The organism is Chryseobacterium indologenes (assembly GCA_016025055.1).
GTDB classification, from domain to species: domain Bacteria; phylum Bacteroidota; class Bacteroidia; order Flavobacteriales; family Weeksellaceae; genus Chryseobacterium; species Chryseobacterium indologenes.
This window is the reverse complement of the sequence record CP065590.1, coordinates 4,732,845-4,746,801: the sequence shown is the minus strand read 5'-3', so window position 1 is coordinate 4,746,801 and position 13,957 is coordinate 4,732,845. Positions and strand designations below refer to the sequence as shown.

Below are 13,957 nucleotides of genomic sequence, written 5' to 3'. Positions count from 1 at the left end.
AATGAAATTTTCAAAAACTTTAATTACAGGATTGATATTAATGGCAGGGGTAAATGCTTTCGCTCAAAAGAAAGCTGAAAAGTTTGAAAAACTGCAGATTGAAATGTTCCCCAAAGCTAAAGAAGGATTTAAACAGGTATATATTCAGCTTCCGATAGAAAAAAACGAAAGAGATTTAAAAGTCGAGGTTTTTGCCGGAATTGAAAAAACGGTAGATTGTAACAACTATTTCTTAATGGGAATCATGAAAAGCCAGGATCTTCAGGGATGGGGATACAACTATTACGAAGTGGAATCTAACGGTGAGACGGCGGGAACCTTAATGGGATGCCCGGGACAGAAACCAACAAAGAAGTTTGTAACACTGAAACCGGAAGTCGTAGGATACAATAGCAAATTACCACTTGTATTTTACGTTCCTAAAGATGTTGAAGTTCGTTACAGAATTTTACGTCCGGACAATGCCATGAAAAAAGCCGTTCAGAAGTAAAATCACCTGCATGTAGCCATTAAATGAAGAAGTATACAAGAAGCATACTTCATATCAATAATAAAGAACTCCGACAATACCTCGGAGTTCTTTTCGTTTTAAATTCTGATAAAGTAAAAGAAATTGCTGCCGGTAGAAGCTATAAATCAAAACAAAATCTGAAATTTTTTAATTTAAAACATTCCTTAAATTAAAACTAAACAGTTTTGCTACGGTAATGATAAATAATGGATTATGGTTAAACTTATTTTAAACCAATTTTAAATTCATTCAATTCAATTGCTGATCTGTGAAAATGTAAACATTTTTGCATTATATTTGTTATAAACATAAACCATGAAAAACAATTTATTGATTTTTACGTTTAGTTTTTTTGCTTTTCCTGTGTTGGGCTGGGCTCAGTCTGCGCCGGATTTTAAAGAACTGCTTGATAGTGCAATGGTTAGAGATTCTAATCTCAAAATGCAGATTACCCAGAATAAACTTACTGATCTTGACGAACATAAGCTGAAAGATCTTTTCCTTCCTACCCTGGAATTAAGCGGTAAAGTAGGCTACATGAACGGAACTGCAAGATTGACTTCCTCTGAAATTAACCTCGCTCCCTTTATCAACATCCCTGAAGGCGCTTTTAATAATAACTTCAATGTATCAGGATTTTCCGGTGTTGCCAAGGCAGATGCCAAAATGCTCCTGTATTCCGGAGGGAAAGTTAAATACCTGAAAAAAGCAGTGGAAGAAAAGAAAAAATCCGAAGATATCATGTTGGAAAAAACCAGGGATGAAGTAGTCGCCAGTATTTCTAAAGCCTATGATCAACTCGCACTCATTCATCAGTCTAAAAAAGTGCTTGATGAAAGCAAAAAAGACTTGATATCAACAAGAAGACAGCCGACAAAGCCTTGGGATACGGCTTGATCACTCCTTATGATCACAAAAAAATTGAATTGGCTCAGGCTACTTTGAACGCAAAAGTTGTAGAATATGAAGGGAAAAAAGAACTTCTTCTTACCCAGCTTTATATTTTAACCGGAATCAACAGGGAACGTCTCAGAATGATAGATCCTGTCTTATCACCTGTGGAATTATTGGCAGCAGAAAAAGGAATCGACCAGAGAGCTGAGATCAGAGCACTCGAACACGGGATCAGTGCCGCCGATTACAAAATAAAAGCAGAAAAAACATGGATGATTCCCAAAGTGCAGCTCATGGCATCTGCCTATTATATCGGACTGTACGGAAACAGAATCAAAAGCTCTGAAAACATCATCCCGGCCGTACCACTTCTTGGATATGAAGGAAGAAAACTGGACTGGAGTCCTAATAATGTCAATATATTACCCCTGATTACCGCTGGTGTTGGTTTTAAATGGGAGATTTTTGACGGAAAAGAAGGAAAACATGCAGAGGAAACAGCTAAAGTGGGAAAAGAAGTCCTGTTGAATCAGAAGGAGGATGCTTTGAAAAAATTAACGCTGAATCTTGCCAACAATCAGACGAATTATGATATCGCAACTGCCCAGATTACCTTGAAAGCTAAAGAAAAAGAACTGGCAAAAAATGCGCTCGTACAAGCTGAAAAGGAATTCAGATACGGAATGAGCAAATCTTCACAGTTGATCGACGCAGAAAATGATCTGGAAGCAGCTGAACTCGAATACCAGAATGCGATTTTTAACCAGAGAAGAGCGGGAATAGAACTGATGAGATCTACCCAGGAGCTGGATATCACCAAATTTTATTTAATCCCTTAAAAATTGAAATGATGCATAAAAATATATCTTTAATCTTTGCCGCTCTCTTTATGCTGGGAAGCTGCGGTCAGAAAAATGAAAAACTCAGGGAGACTGAAGGAAAAACCAAAAAAGACGTGATCTCTTTTGCTCCGAAAGTGACCGGGAGAATTCTGAAAATATATGTCTCGGAAGGGCAGACCGTAAAAAAAGGAGATACTCTTGCACAGCTCGACGTTCCGGAAGTTTCTGCAAAAATAGCACAGGCTCAGGGAGCTGTAAATGCGGCGACTGCGCAGGAGCAAATGGCTAAAAACGGAGCCACGGCAGATCAGTTGAGACAACTTAATGCCAAATATAAAGGATTGAAAGAGCAGTATGAATTTGCCCAGAAATCTTATCGCAGAGCCAACAATATGTTTCGCGACAGTCTGATGTCTCCACAGGCACATGATGAGGTATACGCAAAACTTCAGGGGGCAAAAGCGCAGTATGATGCCGTAGTAGCAGAATTGGATGATGTAAAAAGAGGAACCCGTTTCGAAAAAGTGGAAATGGCAGCAGGGCAGGCTTCACAGGCTAAAGGGGCCTTACAGGAAGCTAATGTAGCCTATTCTGAAAGATATATCATTGCTACCAATGACATGGAAATTGAAACCATCAGTCTAAATACAGGAGAACTCGCAACAGCAGGTTTTGCGTTATTCAACGGATATATCCCTGAAAGTACCTACTTCAGATTTACCATTCCTGAAAGTGCAATTTCAAAATATAAAAAAGGACAGGAAGTCAGCATGCAGATTGTTTACAATAAAGAAGAACTGACAGGAAATATTGTCTACATCAAGCAGCTGACAAAATATGCTGATATTACCACTGCATATCCAGACTACCAGCTGCAGGACGCGATCTACGAGATCAAAGTGAAACCTAAAGATATGAATAAGGCTAAAAGTATTTTAGTCAATGCTAATGTTATCCTGAAATAAAACAAACAGATGAAAGAATTTTTCCGCCTTCTGGCCCGCGAATTCAAGCTTTTTATCGGCAATTCTACCCTAAGGACTGTGTTCTTTGTGGCCCCTATTTTCTATGCAACCTTGCTTGGGTTCGTTTACAAAAGCGGAAAAGTTGAAAATACACCTGTACTGGTTGTGGATCGGGATAATACGCCCTTGTCCAATCAATTGACAGAAATGCTGGATGATAATAAAAGCATTAAAATTATTAAATACCTGCAGGAGCCTTTGAGTATTAAAGATGAGGTGATCAGGCATGAAGCTGCTGCTGTTGTTATTATTCCTTCCCGTTTCGAAGGAGATATGCTTCAGAAAAAATATCCTGAACTGAATGTCTACATCAATACAGGAAATGTCTTGACGGCTAATTTTGCTTCGAAAGCCCTTCAGCTTACCATCGGAACTTTTTCCGCCGGAGCTTCCATCAAGGCTTTACAAAAGGCTGGAATGCCGGCAGTAAAAGCGGCAACACAATACGAACCTTTCAAGGCTAATTATATAACCCTATTTAATACTACCGGAAACTATCTGATCTTTATGTGGCCGGCCATGCTGGCAGTCGTTCTGCAACAGGTAATCTTACTGGCTATGGCCGTGAGTTTTGCTGCAGAATTTGAAAGAGGATCATTTGTGAAAGAATACCTTAAAATGAAGAGGTGGGCTTTCCCGACCATGTTGATTAAAGTCATTCCTATCTGGGTATTCTCGATTTTGATTGTAAGTATTTACTACTTTATGCATATGATTTTCAGGGTTCCGATGCCGGAAGGAATACTCAATTTCATATTGCTGACCGCCGTTTTTGTAGGCTCTGTTTCATTCCTCGGAGTATTCATCAGTATACTGATCCCGGATGCCTTAAAGGCGACGCAGATCCTGATGGTGATTGCTTCGCCGGCCTTTATCATCAGTGGTTTTACATGGCCTTTAAGTGCAATGCCTGCATTTGTACAGTTTATTGCTAATATTATTCCTTTGACTCCCTTCTTGCAGGCCTTTAAAATTTTATTAATTCAAAAAGGTTCTGTAGAACTTACTTTTCCTTACCTGAAACATTTAAGTATTCTATTGATCATCTATGCTGTTTTAGGATGGATCGCCTTAAAGATCAAACTGTGGTTCATCTTTAAAAAAGCTGTTCCCCGGGAGATTGCAGAGCAGAGTTCCCCTAAAGAGCTTGAATAATCATATTCGATAGTTTTAAACAATAGAATCCGGATCTGGCATCCCGAATACCACAACAAAATCCTCCCGTCCCGATTACAATTCGTAACGGTAAGTTATCGCATCGGCTTGCAACGAAATATTCAATCATTGATCAAATCAAAAGAAAAAACTGATATATTTGTTTCTGGTAAAATAGAAATAATATGGAAAATGTATTTGACGCAAAAGATGCTCAGAATTACATCGATAGAATCAATAAATTAGTGGAAGATACTCACGGATTGTGGGGGAAAATGACCGTTGATCAGATGCTGGCGCATTGCAGCATAACTTATGAGATGGTGTATGAGCCGGAAAAGCACAAGAAACCGGGCGCGATTGCTAAATTTATTCTGAAAACTTTTGTAAAACCTAAAGTAGTGGGTGAGAAGGCTTATCCCAGAGATTCCCCTACCGCTCCGCAGTTTTTGATAACCGGTAGAAAAAATTTTCATGAAGAAAAAACCAGGCTTATTGGTTTTATCCAAAAAACTCAGCAGTTGGGAGCAGAAGCTTTTGATGGGAAAGAATCGTTTTCTTTTGGAAAATTAAATGCTCAGGAATGGAATAATATGTTCGCAAAACACCTGAACCACCATTTGTCACAATTTGGCGTTTAAAAACAACACCTATGAAAAAACTTTTATTACTATTCCTCTTTGCGGCTAATTTTGTTTTTGGACAAAACCAAATGCCGGATATCTCAAGTGTCTGGCTTAACGGCAGTAAACCTTATACAGGAACTATCGGAAAAAACGAACAGGAACTGAAACTTAAAATCAATACTTCAGAACAGAACAAAAAGAACGATCAGGAGTATTTTGTTTCAGGATATTCTCTTGTGGATACCAATTATGCAAAATTTGAAGGAAAACTGACCATTTCAAAATATAAAGATTCCAAAAGACAGGGGACAATATTCGGGGAATATGAGCTGGCAGAGGAAAATAAAGGCAAGCACTCCGGACTTTTTAAAGGGAAATTCGTCTATAATTTCAAATGGAACAGGAAAACCGAAAAAATAGAAGGCCAGTACATCGAATTTACAGGAGACTGGAAAAGTTATGATGGCACTATGGATTTTAAAACAAATCTGAAAAACCAATAAAACCTTAACCTTAACATCAATATATGAAACTAGGAGTATTCTCATTAAGCTTAAGTGTGAAAGACCTTCAAAAATCTAAAGATTTCTATGAAAAACTTGGTTTTTCAGCCATGGGAGGAAATATGGAACACAATTATCTGATCATGAAAAATGGCAGTACCGTGATAGGTCTGTTCCAGGCTATGTTTGATGGTAATATGCTGACCTTTAATCCCGGATGGGACGAAAATGCCCAGAACCTTGAATCGTTTGAAGATGTACGTGAGATTCAGAAGCGCTTAAAAGATGGGGGTGTTGAGATTGAAAAAGAAGCTGATGAAACAACTTCAGGTCCTGAACATATCTATCTGAAGGATCCTGATGGTAATATGATCTTAATTGATCAACATCGATAGTAAAGAACTGAAGAGCTTATTAAAACTTTAACTAAATAAAAACAATCATGGCATCAGTAAACGTTTATTTAATATTTAACGGAAACTACAGGGAAGCGTTCGACTTCTATAAATCAGTTTTCGGTGGCGAGTACCCTTATATCGGAACTTTTGGAGAAATGCCTCCCGCAGAAGGTAAAGAAACACCTGAAGAAGATAAAGATAAAATCATGCATGTGGCCCTTCCGATTTCCAAAGAAACTATATTGATGGGAAGCGATACCGGAGGAGAATGGGCCTCTCAGTTTAAAGCCGGAAATAACTTTTCGATCTCCGTGAATGCAGATTCAAAAGAAGAAGCAGATAAACTGTTCCGTGGCCTTTCTGAAGGAGGACAGGTTACCATGCCAATGGCAGATACTTTCTGGGGTGCCTATTTCGGAATGTTTTCTGATAAATTCGGGATCAACTGGATGATAAATTATGATGATCCTGCGAAAATGCAACAACATCCCTAATCGTGTTCTATCTGAAATAAAATTGATATAAAAACCCGCAGTTATCCTGTTGGTTTTTTTTGTTAATTGATTTGGACAATTCAGACTTTAAAATACATGCCTTAAGCAATTATTTATAAAGAAATAAAAGATAAAATTTATCCTAGAAATAACAGCGTTTAAAAAAAACGAAAAAGCAGTTTACCAAAACATAAAGGAATTTAGAAATCTAAGATATTTCTCTGGATTTTATAAAAGTATCAGATTTGAAACAAGTTAATTTCCCGTTTACGATAGTTGCATGACAAAATATTGTTTGTTATTATTGATTTAAAATATTAATTTTGTTTAAAACGATAGATAATAGTAATAAATGAACATGAGAAAGATTTTCACGAAGTTGGCTTTTACACTCGTAAGCTTAGGATCAATATCCGCTTGGGCACAAAAGAGTGATCTGGGTGCCTGGTATATGTATTTTGGAAATAATAAGATCAGTAAAAAGCTCAACTGGCATAACGAAATCCAGTACAGGAATTTTGATGCAGTCGGAGATCTGGAGCAGCTGTTAATTCGTACCGGGATAGGATATGACCTGACAGAAAATAATAACAATGTTTTATTGGGATATGGTTTTATATTGAGTCAGCCTTATGTGAACGGGGAGAAAAAAGAAAATGTTGAGCACAGGATTTTCCAGCAGTTTATTACCAAACAGAAATTCGGACGTTTTAATCTTCAGCATCGCTACCGGTTGGAAGAACGTTTTCTCGAAGACGATTTTAGAATGAGATTCCGTTATATGTTGGGACTGACTATTCCTATTACCCAAAAAGAAATGCTGCCTAAAACCCTGTATGCTTCAGTATATAATGAGATTTTTCTGCATTTCAACAGCCCGGTTTTCGACAGAAACAGGGTCTACGGAGCTTTAGGCTATGTTATCAATAAAAATATGAGGATTGAAGCCGGATATATGAATCAACTACAGGAAAATAAAAACAGGGGACAGATTCAGATTGGCTTCTATAACAATATCCCATTTACCAAAAACTAAAATGACCGTTTCTGCTGAATGCCCTGATGAGATTGAAAACCGTTATTTTGTATCATGAGAGACTAATCATAACAAAAAAATAAAAAACAGACACATATGCATTCAGGAAAAGATTTGGGGCGCGTGAGTTCATGAAATGGACCAGGCGAAGTATTTACGTTTTAACAGTATTTTCGGCAATTCCTACGATATTGTACTGCCTAGGATGGAAATTTTTATCTATCCCCTGGCAGCCGATTGCTATTCTGGGGACAGCTGTGGCTTTCATTGTCGGATTTAAGAATAATGCCAGTTACAGCAGGCTTTGGGAAGCAAGGCAGATTTACGGTTCTATTATCAATGACAGCCGCAGCTTTGGATATATTCTCAGGGATGCCTTGGTGGGTACCAATCCGGTGAAAGTAAAAGAGATGTTTCTGCGTCACTACGCATGGCTTACCGCACTTCGCTTTCAGCTCAGAGAACCGAGAGCCTGGGAAAATATGGGAACGGCACAATTCGACGAATATTCAAAAAAGTACGAGATTCCGGAAAGGCTTACCAAGCTAGAAGACGAATTGAAAAAATATCTGCCGGAAGATGAGCTTCAATATATTATAAGCAAAAAAAACAGGGCAACACAGCTTATGGCATGCCAAAGCAAAGAATTGTCTGAAGCTTATAAAAAGGGGGAAATCAACGACTTTCAGTGGACACAAATTAACCAGCAACTGGTAAAATTCACGGATGATCAGGGAAAAGCCGAAAGAATCAAAAATTTTCCTTATCCAAGGAACTTTTCTTCAATTACGACATATCTTTTGTTGCTGTTTATTCTTTTCGTACCGTTCGGATTAATAAAAGAGCTCGATAAACTAGGCGACGGAACGGCCCTTGAAGGCTGGACGGTGTGGTTTAATATTCCGTTTTCTTTATTGGTAACCTGGTGTTTTCATACGTTAGACAGTGTAGGAGAGGCTTCTGTAAACCCTTTTGAAGGAAGTCCCAATGATGTTCCCATCACACAGATTAGTCGTACCATCGAAATTGATATGCGGGATATGCTGGATGAATCAGATCTTCCACCGGCTATTGCACCTAAGAATAATATCGTTCTTTAACCCCAGTCCCGTAGATTCAAATTTGATGCCGGTCATCTGCGGGAATTGTATTTAAAAATATTACTTAAAAAAATTAATAAAAAATGATTCACAGCTATGTTATAATATCCATTGCAGTACTTCTGTCTGTGATGATATTAGTGATGATCGGACAGAAATTACGGGTTGCTTACCCGATTTTTCTTGTGATTGCAGGCCTTTTGATAAGCTTTGTTCCGGGAATACCTACTATAGAAATAGAACCGGACCTTGTTTTTCTTATTTTTTTACCTCCTATTTTATTTGAAGCCGCCTGGTTTACTTCCTGGCAGGACTTTCATAAATGGCGAAAACAGATTTTTTCTATGGCCTTTGGGTTAGTATTTCTCACTTCAATAGTCGTTGCCTACCTTTCATCTTCCATTATTCCGGGGCTTACCGTAGCCATGGGATTTCTTTTAGGTGGAGTGAATTCTCCTCCCGATGCCGTAGCTGCGACCTCCGTATTGAAGCATATGAAAATTCCCAAAAAGATTACCAGCATTTTAGAAGGAGAAAGTCTTATTAATGATGCTTCCAGTTTAATTGTATTTAAGTTTGCTTTGGCAGCAGTGATTTCAGGGCAGTTTATCTGGAGAGATGCTATACAGGATTTCTTTATGATGGCTGTGGGAGGAGTCGCTGTGGGCGCTGCTGTAGGCTTCCTTTTTGGTGCATTATTAAAAATCATACCTTCCAATTCAAATATAGATACGGTGATTACCCTGATCGTTCCCTACATTATGTATGTGGGAGCGGAGCATTTTCACTTTTCAGGAGTATTGGCGGTCGTAGCAGGCGGATTGCTGATGTCTTACAACTCACATTGTTATCTGAGCCATACTTCAAGAATTCAGTCCGGAAATGTATGGAGTGTATTGATTTTCCTCATGAACACGATCATTTTTATCCTGATCGGTCTTGAACTTCCGGTGGTCGTTGAAGCGATGAAAGATTATACCATTTCAGAAGGTATTTTTTATAGTGTTGTCATTGGAGGAGCTATTATCGGAACCAGGATACTATACAGCTATGCATTGATGTACTTTCCGAGAATTTGTTCAAAAGAACTGAGGTTAAAAGTTCCTAAGCCCGATTGGCGCGAGCCTTTTGTCATTAGTTTTGCTGCAATGCGGGGGTGGTCTCTTTGGCCGCAGCATTGTCAATTCCCGCATTTTTGCCTAATGGGGAGGCTTTTCCGCACCGAAATATTATTTTATTCGTAACTTTTGTTATCATATTGATTACACTGGTCGGTCAGGGATTATTATTAAGTCCGATCCTCAAATTGTTAAAAATAAAAGACGCAGGAAGTGAGCTGCCGGAAGAAAAACAGGAAGTGATCCTGATGCGTAAACTGAAAGAAACGGCCTTACATAAACTTGATCATGATTTTTCTGAACTCACTGAAAGAAACAGTCTGGTACGTCATCAAAAACATAAGCTGGAAAACGAAATGATGCTGATGGCAGATAAGGCCCAGTGTATGGCATCCACCGGAGATTATGTAACTGCTATCAATGAGAACAAGGATGTTCAAAGACAGATTATCCAGGCTCAGAGAAACGAGCTGCATAGAATGAAAAGGGAGAAAATATTTGATGATCATGTGATGAGGGCTATCGAGATGCAGCTGGATTTTGACGAAGCGAAGATTACCGGATTCTCTCACGGATAATAGCTGAAACGTTATACAACATAAAAGTCACAAAAGGATGTAGGCTAAGTCTGAAATTAAGGTTAACTTGCATAAGATCACAAAGTAAGAATTGAATATTTTCAAACGTAAGTGTTCTTTAAACAGTAAGAATGTTAATGGTAAATACTTTGTTAGCAGCTTCTTTTGTGATTTTTGTATTTAAATAATCCTACGTTCTGTTAAAAACTTTAAAGTATGAATACACCGATCATCGTACAATATGAAATAGAGGCTCCCGTTGACAAGGTCTGGAAAGCTCTTACCGATAAAAATGAGATGAAATTCTGGTATTTTGATATTCCGGATTTTGTAGCTGAAGCTGGACAAATATTTAATTTTTTTGAACCCGGAGGAGAAAATAAATACCATCACCAGGGTGAAATTCTGGACATACTTCCCAACCAAAAATTAAAACATACCTGGTCTTATCCGGATTATTCAAGCGTGAAAACGACAGTGACCTGGGAGCTTATTCCTGAAAAGGATGAAACTTTAGTCAGGCTGACTCATGAAGGAATTGAAAATTTTAAAGGATTGGGAGATAATTTTTCAAGAGAAAGCTTTACTGAAGGGTGGAACACCATTTTGGGGAAAAATTTAAAAGGATATTTAGAAAAATAAAATATGATAGAGCTACAACCTTTTAGGATAGAAGATGCTCAGACATTGATTTCAAAGATCAAAGATGAAAGGATGCTGCTTCAGTTTGCAGGGCCGGCATACCATTTTCCTCTAACTGATCATCAATTGGAAGCTGATTTACTGAATGAAAAGAGAAGATTGTTTAAAATCATCGATAAAACAAACGGTAATACCATTGGTCATGCCCAGATGTTTTTAAAAGAAGAAACATTCCTGCTGGGAAGAATTCTGATCTGGGATGAAAACAACAGAGGAAAAGGGTATGGAAAGAAAATAATGCAGGAACTTCTGAACTATGGCTTCTTTCATTTTGATAAAGAGACAGCAGAGCTTAACGTATACGACTGGAATACCGGTGCTATTGAATGCTATAAAAAGGTAGGTTTCACTTTCGATCCCAACGTTAAGAGTGAAGCGAAGATTGGCCAGGAAACATGGGTTTCATTGAATATGAAAATCCGGCGGAAAACTTTTGAATTGCAGCAATCATGAAATTTACAGGACTTCGTCCATTACTTTGGACAAAAAATCTTGATGAAACCATAAGTTTTTACATGCTTGTTCTCGGCTTTGAGTTGTTAGCCAGAAATGATGAGTGGCAATGGGCTTCACTTCGTAAAGATGACGTGTATATTATGGTATCACAACCTGATAAAGAAGAAGATTTCCGGGAGAGTGGGTTTACAGGCTCGTTTTATTTTAATGTAGACCGGGTAGATGATTTGTGGGAAGACCTTAAAACAAAAGCTAGAATCTGCTACGAAATTGAAACTTTTGAATGGAAAATGAGAGAATTTGCCATCTATGATAACAACGGATATATCCTGCAATTTGGCCAACCTGTGGATAATGTTGGCAATACGGAATAAAATTTGCTATTTTTGGGGAAATATTTAGAAAGTCAATGAAAAAAAGTATAATAGCAGGTTTCGCAGCGATTTTATTACTGGCATCTTGTAATAAGGATAAAGAAATTCTTAATACATTGAATACTTATAATAATTCAATGGAAGCAAAAGGATATCATTTTGGAGATAAACTACAGCTTCCAAAAGAGGTAACGGAAAATGCAGAAAGCGTAACCATTAGCTTTGGAGATAAAGAAACAACGGATTTAACGATTGATCCCAAATTCTTTACATTGGGAGATAACGCAGTAACATTCAATATCAAGACGAAGGGAGGTGAAGTGCTTAATCAGGATGCTACCATCAATGTATTTGCAAAAAATCCTGAAAAAAATCTGGCTTACCAGATTGTAGCTGAATATCCGCATGACCCTAAAAATTTCGTACAGGGTTTTCAGATAGAAGGAAATACTATTTATGAAAGTGATGGCCAGAACGGATCTTCCCAGGTCCTAAAATACACATTGGGTACTACAACTCCGTTAGCTTCCACCAAGCAGGCACCGGAAGATTTTTCCGAGGGAAGTACCATCGTTGGTGATAAAGTATATCAGCTGACATGGCAAAGTAAAAAAGGATATATTTATGATAAAAGCTCCCTAAAACTGCTTTCAGAATTTGCATATCCAAATGTGCTGGGTGAAGGCTGGGGCTTGACTTATGATGGGAAAAACCTGATTGCCTCCGACGGAAGTAAGTTATTATATTTCCTGGATGTAAATAACCCTTCAAAACTGATCAAATATATAGCCGTTGCAGGAAGCTCACAGGCCTACGATCAGCTGAACGAACTGGAATATCACAACGGATTCATCTATGCCAATGTATGGCAAAAACCGATCATCCTGAAGATCAATCCGGAAAACGGGGAAGTGGTAGGAACTTTTGATTTTACAGAAATAGCAAAACAAAATACCAAAGGAAGCGATGATGTCCTGAACGGAATTGCTTTTAAAGGTGAAAATATGCTGGTAACAGGGAAGAACTGGCCAAAGATCTATGAAGTTCAGATAAAATAATGATCATCATAATTTACAGATAAAAATAGCGTTCCATGGGAGCGCTATTTTTCAAATAAAAGTATGTAAATTGCTGAGAGTTCTCACAGAATATTTTTATCTAACAACAGACAATTTGAGATTATTATATTTACTATGTTTTTTTATTTTCTGCCCGTTTTCAGCGCAGAAAGTACTCCCTTTGGATACCCTTAAATTAAAGGAAGCCAAAGATATGCTAGCCGACGACTATGGAAGCCTGTACATCTATAAGAATAAAGATTTCAGTTTTACCAAATATGATTCTCTAGGCAAACAGATCGGGAAAATGATGCTTACCGTCCCTTATAAAGTTCAGACAGTACAAAATCCGTTGAACGTTCCTTTGTTTTCTGAAAATGCCCAGGAAATGAAATTTGTAGATCAGAATATGAATGAAATCCAGAGAATCGATTTTAAACAGAAATTTGGATTTATAAGAATGGCCTATGTGGAAGATTTACAGCAGTTATGGCTGCTGGACGACAGTACAAAGAGACTCATACAATATAATTTCAGAAATGATACCACGATCAACTCGTATCCTTTTGATATCAGTTTTGAAGATTTGACGGATCTTCTCGTGTATGAAAATAAAGTCTACATTCTCACCAGAAACCATATCAGAATCTATAATCTTAAATTCGAAAAGCTCTTTGAAACCCCGGTTAGCAATGGGAAACGTTTCCGGAGAGAAAATGATACCATTCTTGTGATCACCGGAAATTCGATTTTGCAATATATTCCTGAAAAAGGAATGACAAGTCTTTTTGAAGATGAGGATGCGCAAATTGTGGATAAAAACATCCTTTCTTATTTTGAAATCAAGGGTAACAAACTCTATCTTTACAGCCTTGAAAAAGTAAAGAAACACAAACAGTCAAATGAACCGGCACCTCAACCGGAAACTCCGCAGCAATCTACAGAAAAACCTTTGGATAAAGCAGAAGAAAAAACCGTTGAGACAGAGATGAAAGGGACATCTTCAGAAAATACCTTAGGAAAATTGATAGAAGATGTTTCTGAAGTTCAGACTGAAGCTGTAAAAAAATTGATCAAATAATCAGTA

General features: G+C 37.8%; 14 protein-coding genes and 2 pseudogenes. All 16 read left to right on the top strand.

Annotated elements, in window-relative coordinates; genetic code table 11:
- The first annotated feature begins 1 nt into the window (after window position 1).
- The 16 genes and pseudogenes from H3Z85_21935 (at window position 2) to H3Z85_21860 (ending at window position 13,951) form a co-directional block, all read left to right on the top strand.
- Window positions 2–490: an ecotin gene (locus H3Z85_21935; GenBank protein QPQ51826.1), complete on the top strand. Its 489-nt coding sequence runs from the start codon at window positions 2–4 to the stop codon at window positions 488–490.
- Between the two features lie 336 nt (window positions 491–826).
- A pseudogene (locus H3Z85_21930) lies at window positions 827–2,244 on the top strand (TolC family protein).
- An 11-nt stretch (window positions 2,245–2,255) separates the two neighbouring features.
- On the top strand, window positions 2,256–3,212 hold the full coding sequence (locus H3Z85_21925) for a biotin/lipoyl-binding protein (GenBank protein ID QPQ53980.1): 957 nt from the start codon (window positions 2,256–2,258) through the stop codon (window positions 3,210–3,212).
- 9 nt (window positions 3,213–3,221) lie between these two features.
- Entirely contained in the window at window positions 3,222–4,427 is a 1,206-nt protein-coding gene (locus H3Z85_21920) for an ABC transporter permease (protein ID QPQ51825.1), read from the top strand.
- A 185-nt stretch (window positions 4,428–4,612) separates the two neighbouring features.
- Window positions 4,613–5,068, top strand: coding sequence for a DUF1569 domain-containing protein (locus tag H3Z85_21915; GenBank protein ID QPQ51824.1), 456 nt, complete (start codon window positions 4,613–4,615; stop codon window positions 5,066–5,068).
- 11 nt (window positions 5,069–5,079) lie between these two features.
- Window positions 5,080–5,556 carry a hypothetical protein gene (locus H3Z85_21910; protein QPQ51823.1) on the top strand — a complete coding sequence of 159 codons (477 nt, stop codon included), beginning with the start codon at window positions 5,080–5,082 and terminating at the stop codon, window positions 5,554–5,556.
- Window positions 5,557–5,579: 23 nt separating this feature from the next.
- Window positions 5,580–5,951 carry a VOC family protein gene (locus H3Z85_21905; protein QPQ51822.1) on the top strand — a complete coding sequence of 124 codons (372 nt, stop codon included), beginning with the start codon at window positions 5,580–5,582 and terminating at the stop codon, window positions 5,949–5,951.
- A 47-nt stretch (window positions 5,952–5,998) separates the two neighbouring features.
- Entirely contained in the window at window positions 5,999–6,448 is a 450-nt protein-coding gene (locus H3Z85_21900) for a VOC family protein (protein QPQ51821.1), read from the top strand.
- Window positions 6,449–6,806: 358 nt separating this feature from the next.
- Window positions 6,807–7,484 carry a DUF2490 domain-containing protein gene (locus H3Z85_21895; GenBank protein QPQ51820.1) on the top strand — a complete coding sequence of 226 codons (678 nt, stop codon included), beginning with the start codon at window positions 6,807–6,809 and terminating at the stop codon, window positions 7,482–7,484.
- A gap of 131 nt (window positions 7,485–7,615) precedes the next feature.
- Entirely contained in the window at window positions 7,616–8,584 is a 969-nt protein-coding gene (locus H3Z85_21890; GenBank protein QPQ51819.1) for a multidrug transporter, read from the top strand.
- An 83-nt stretch (window positions 8,585–8,667) separates the two neighbouring features.
- A pseudogene (locus H3Z85_21885) lies at window positions 8,668–10,280 on the top strand (Na+/H+ antiporter).
- Window positions 10,281–10,496: 216 nt separating this feature from the next.
- Window positions 10,497–10,922: an SRPBCC domain-containing protein gene (locus H3Z85_21880; protein ID QPQ51818.1), complete on the top strand. Its 426-nt coding sequence runs from the start codon at window positions 10,497–10,499 to the stop codon at window positions 10,920–10,922.
- A gap of 3 nt (window positions 10,923–10,925) precedes the next feature.
- Window positions 10,926–11,435 (top strand): GNAT family N-acetyltransferase, encoded by a 510-nt coding sequence (locus H3Z85_21875; GenBank protein ID QPQ51817.1) that lies wholly within the window; start codon window positions 10,926–10,928, stop codon window positions 11,433–11,435.
- Complete coding sequence (locus tag H3Z85_21870; protein ID QPQ51816.1) at window positions 11,432–11,812, top strand: VOC family protein; 381 nt, start codon at window positions 11,432–11,434, stop codon at window positions 11,810–11,812. Before H3Z85_21875 ends, H3Z85_21870 begins: the two co-directional genes overlap by 4 nt.
- Window positions 11,813–11,847: 35 nt before the next feature.
- Window positions 11,848–12,870 (top strand): glutaminyl-peptide cyclotransferase, encoded by a 1,023-nt coding sequence (locus H3Z85_21865; GenBank protein ID QPQ51815.1) that lies wholly within the window; start codon window positions 11,848–11,850, stop codon window positions 12,868–12,870.
- 115 nt (window positions 12,871–12,985) lie between these two features.
- Window positions 12,986–13,951, top strand: coding sequence for a hypothetical protein (locus tag H3Z85_21860; GenBank protein QPQ51814.1), 966 nt, complete (start codon window positions 12,986–12,988; stop codon window positions 13,949–13,951).
- Window positions 13,952–13,957 lie beyond the last annotated feature (6 nt).

Coding starts and splice junctions, on each gene's coding strand:
- H3Z85_21935 (QPQ51826.1), top strand. CDS start 2: ATGAAATTTTCAAAAACTTTAATTACAGGATTGATATTAATGGCAGGG.
- H3Z85_21925 (QPQ53980.1), top strand. CDS start 2,256: ATGCATAAAAATATATCTTTAATCTTTGCCGCTCTCTTTATGCTGGGA.
- H3Z85_21880 (QPQ51818.1), top strand. CDS start 10,497: ATGAATACACCGATCATCGTACAATATGAAATAGAGGCTCCCGTTGAC.
- H3Z85_21920 (QPQ51825.1), top strand. CDS start 3,222: ATGAAAGAATTTTTCCGCCTTCTGGCCCGCGAATTCAAGCTTTTTATC.
- H3Z85_21900 (QPQ51821.1), top strand. CDS start 5,999: ATGGCATCAGTAAACGTTTATTTAATATTTAACGGAAACTACAGGGAA.
- H3Z85_21905 (QPQ51822.1), top strand. CDS start 5,580: ATGAAACTAGGAGTATTCTCATTAAGCTTAAGTGTGAAAGACCTTCAA.
- H3Z85_21865 (QPQ51815.1), top strand. CDS start 11,848: ATGAAAAAAAGTATAATAGCAGGTTTCGCAGCGATTTTATTACTGGCA.
- H3Z85_21890 (QPQ51819.1), top strand. CDS start 7,616: ATGAAATGGACCAGGCGAAGTATTTACGTTTTAACAGTATTTTCGGCA.
- H3Z85_21875 (QPQ51817.1), top strand. CDS start 10,926: ATGATAGAGCTACAACCTTTTAGGATAGAAGATGCTCAGACATTGATT.
- H3Z85_21915 (QPQ51824.1), top strand. CDS start 4,613: ATGGAAAATGTATTTGACGCAAAAGATGCTCAGAATTACATCGATAGA.
- H3Z85_21895 (QPQ51820.1), top strand. CDS start 6,807: ATGAGAAAGATTTTCACGAAGTTGGCTTTTACACTCGTAAGCTTAGGA.
- H3Z85_21910 (QPQ51823.1), top strand. CDS start 5,080: ATGAAAAAACTTTTATTACTATTCCTCTTTGCGGCTAATTTTGTTTTT.
- H3Z85_21870 (QPQ51816.1), top strand. CDS start 11,432: ATGAAATTTACAGGACTTCGTCCATTACTTTGGACAAAAAATCTTGAT.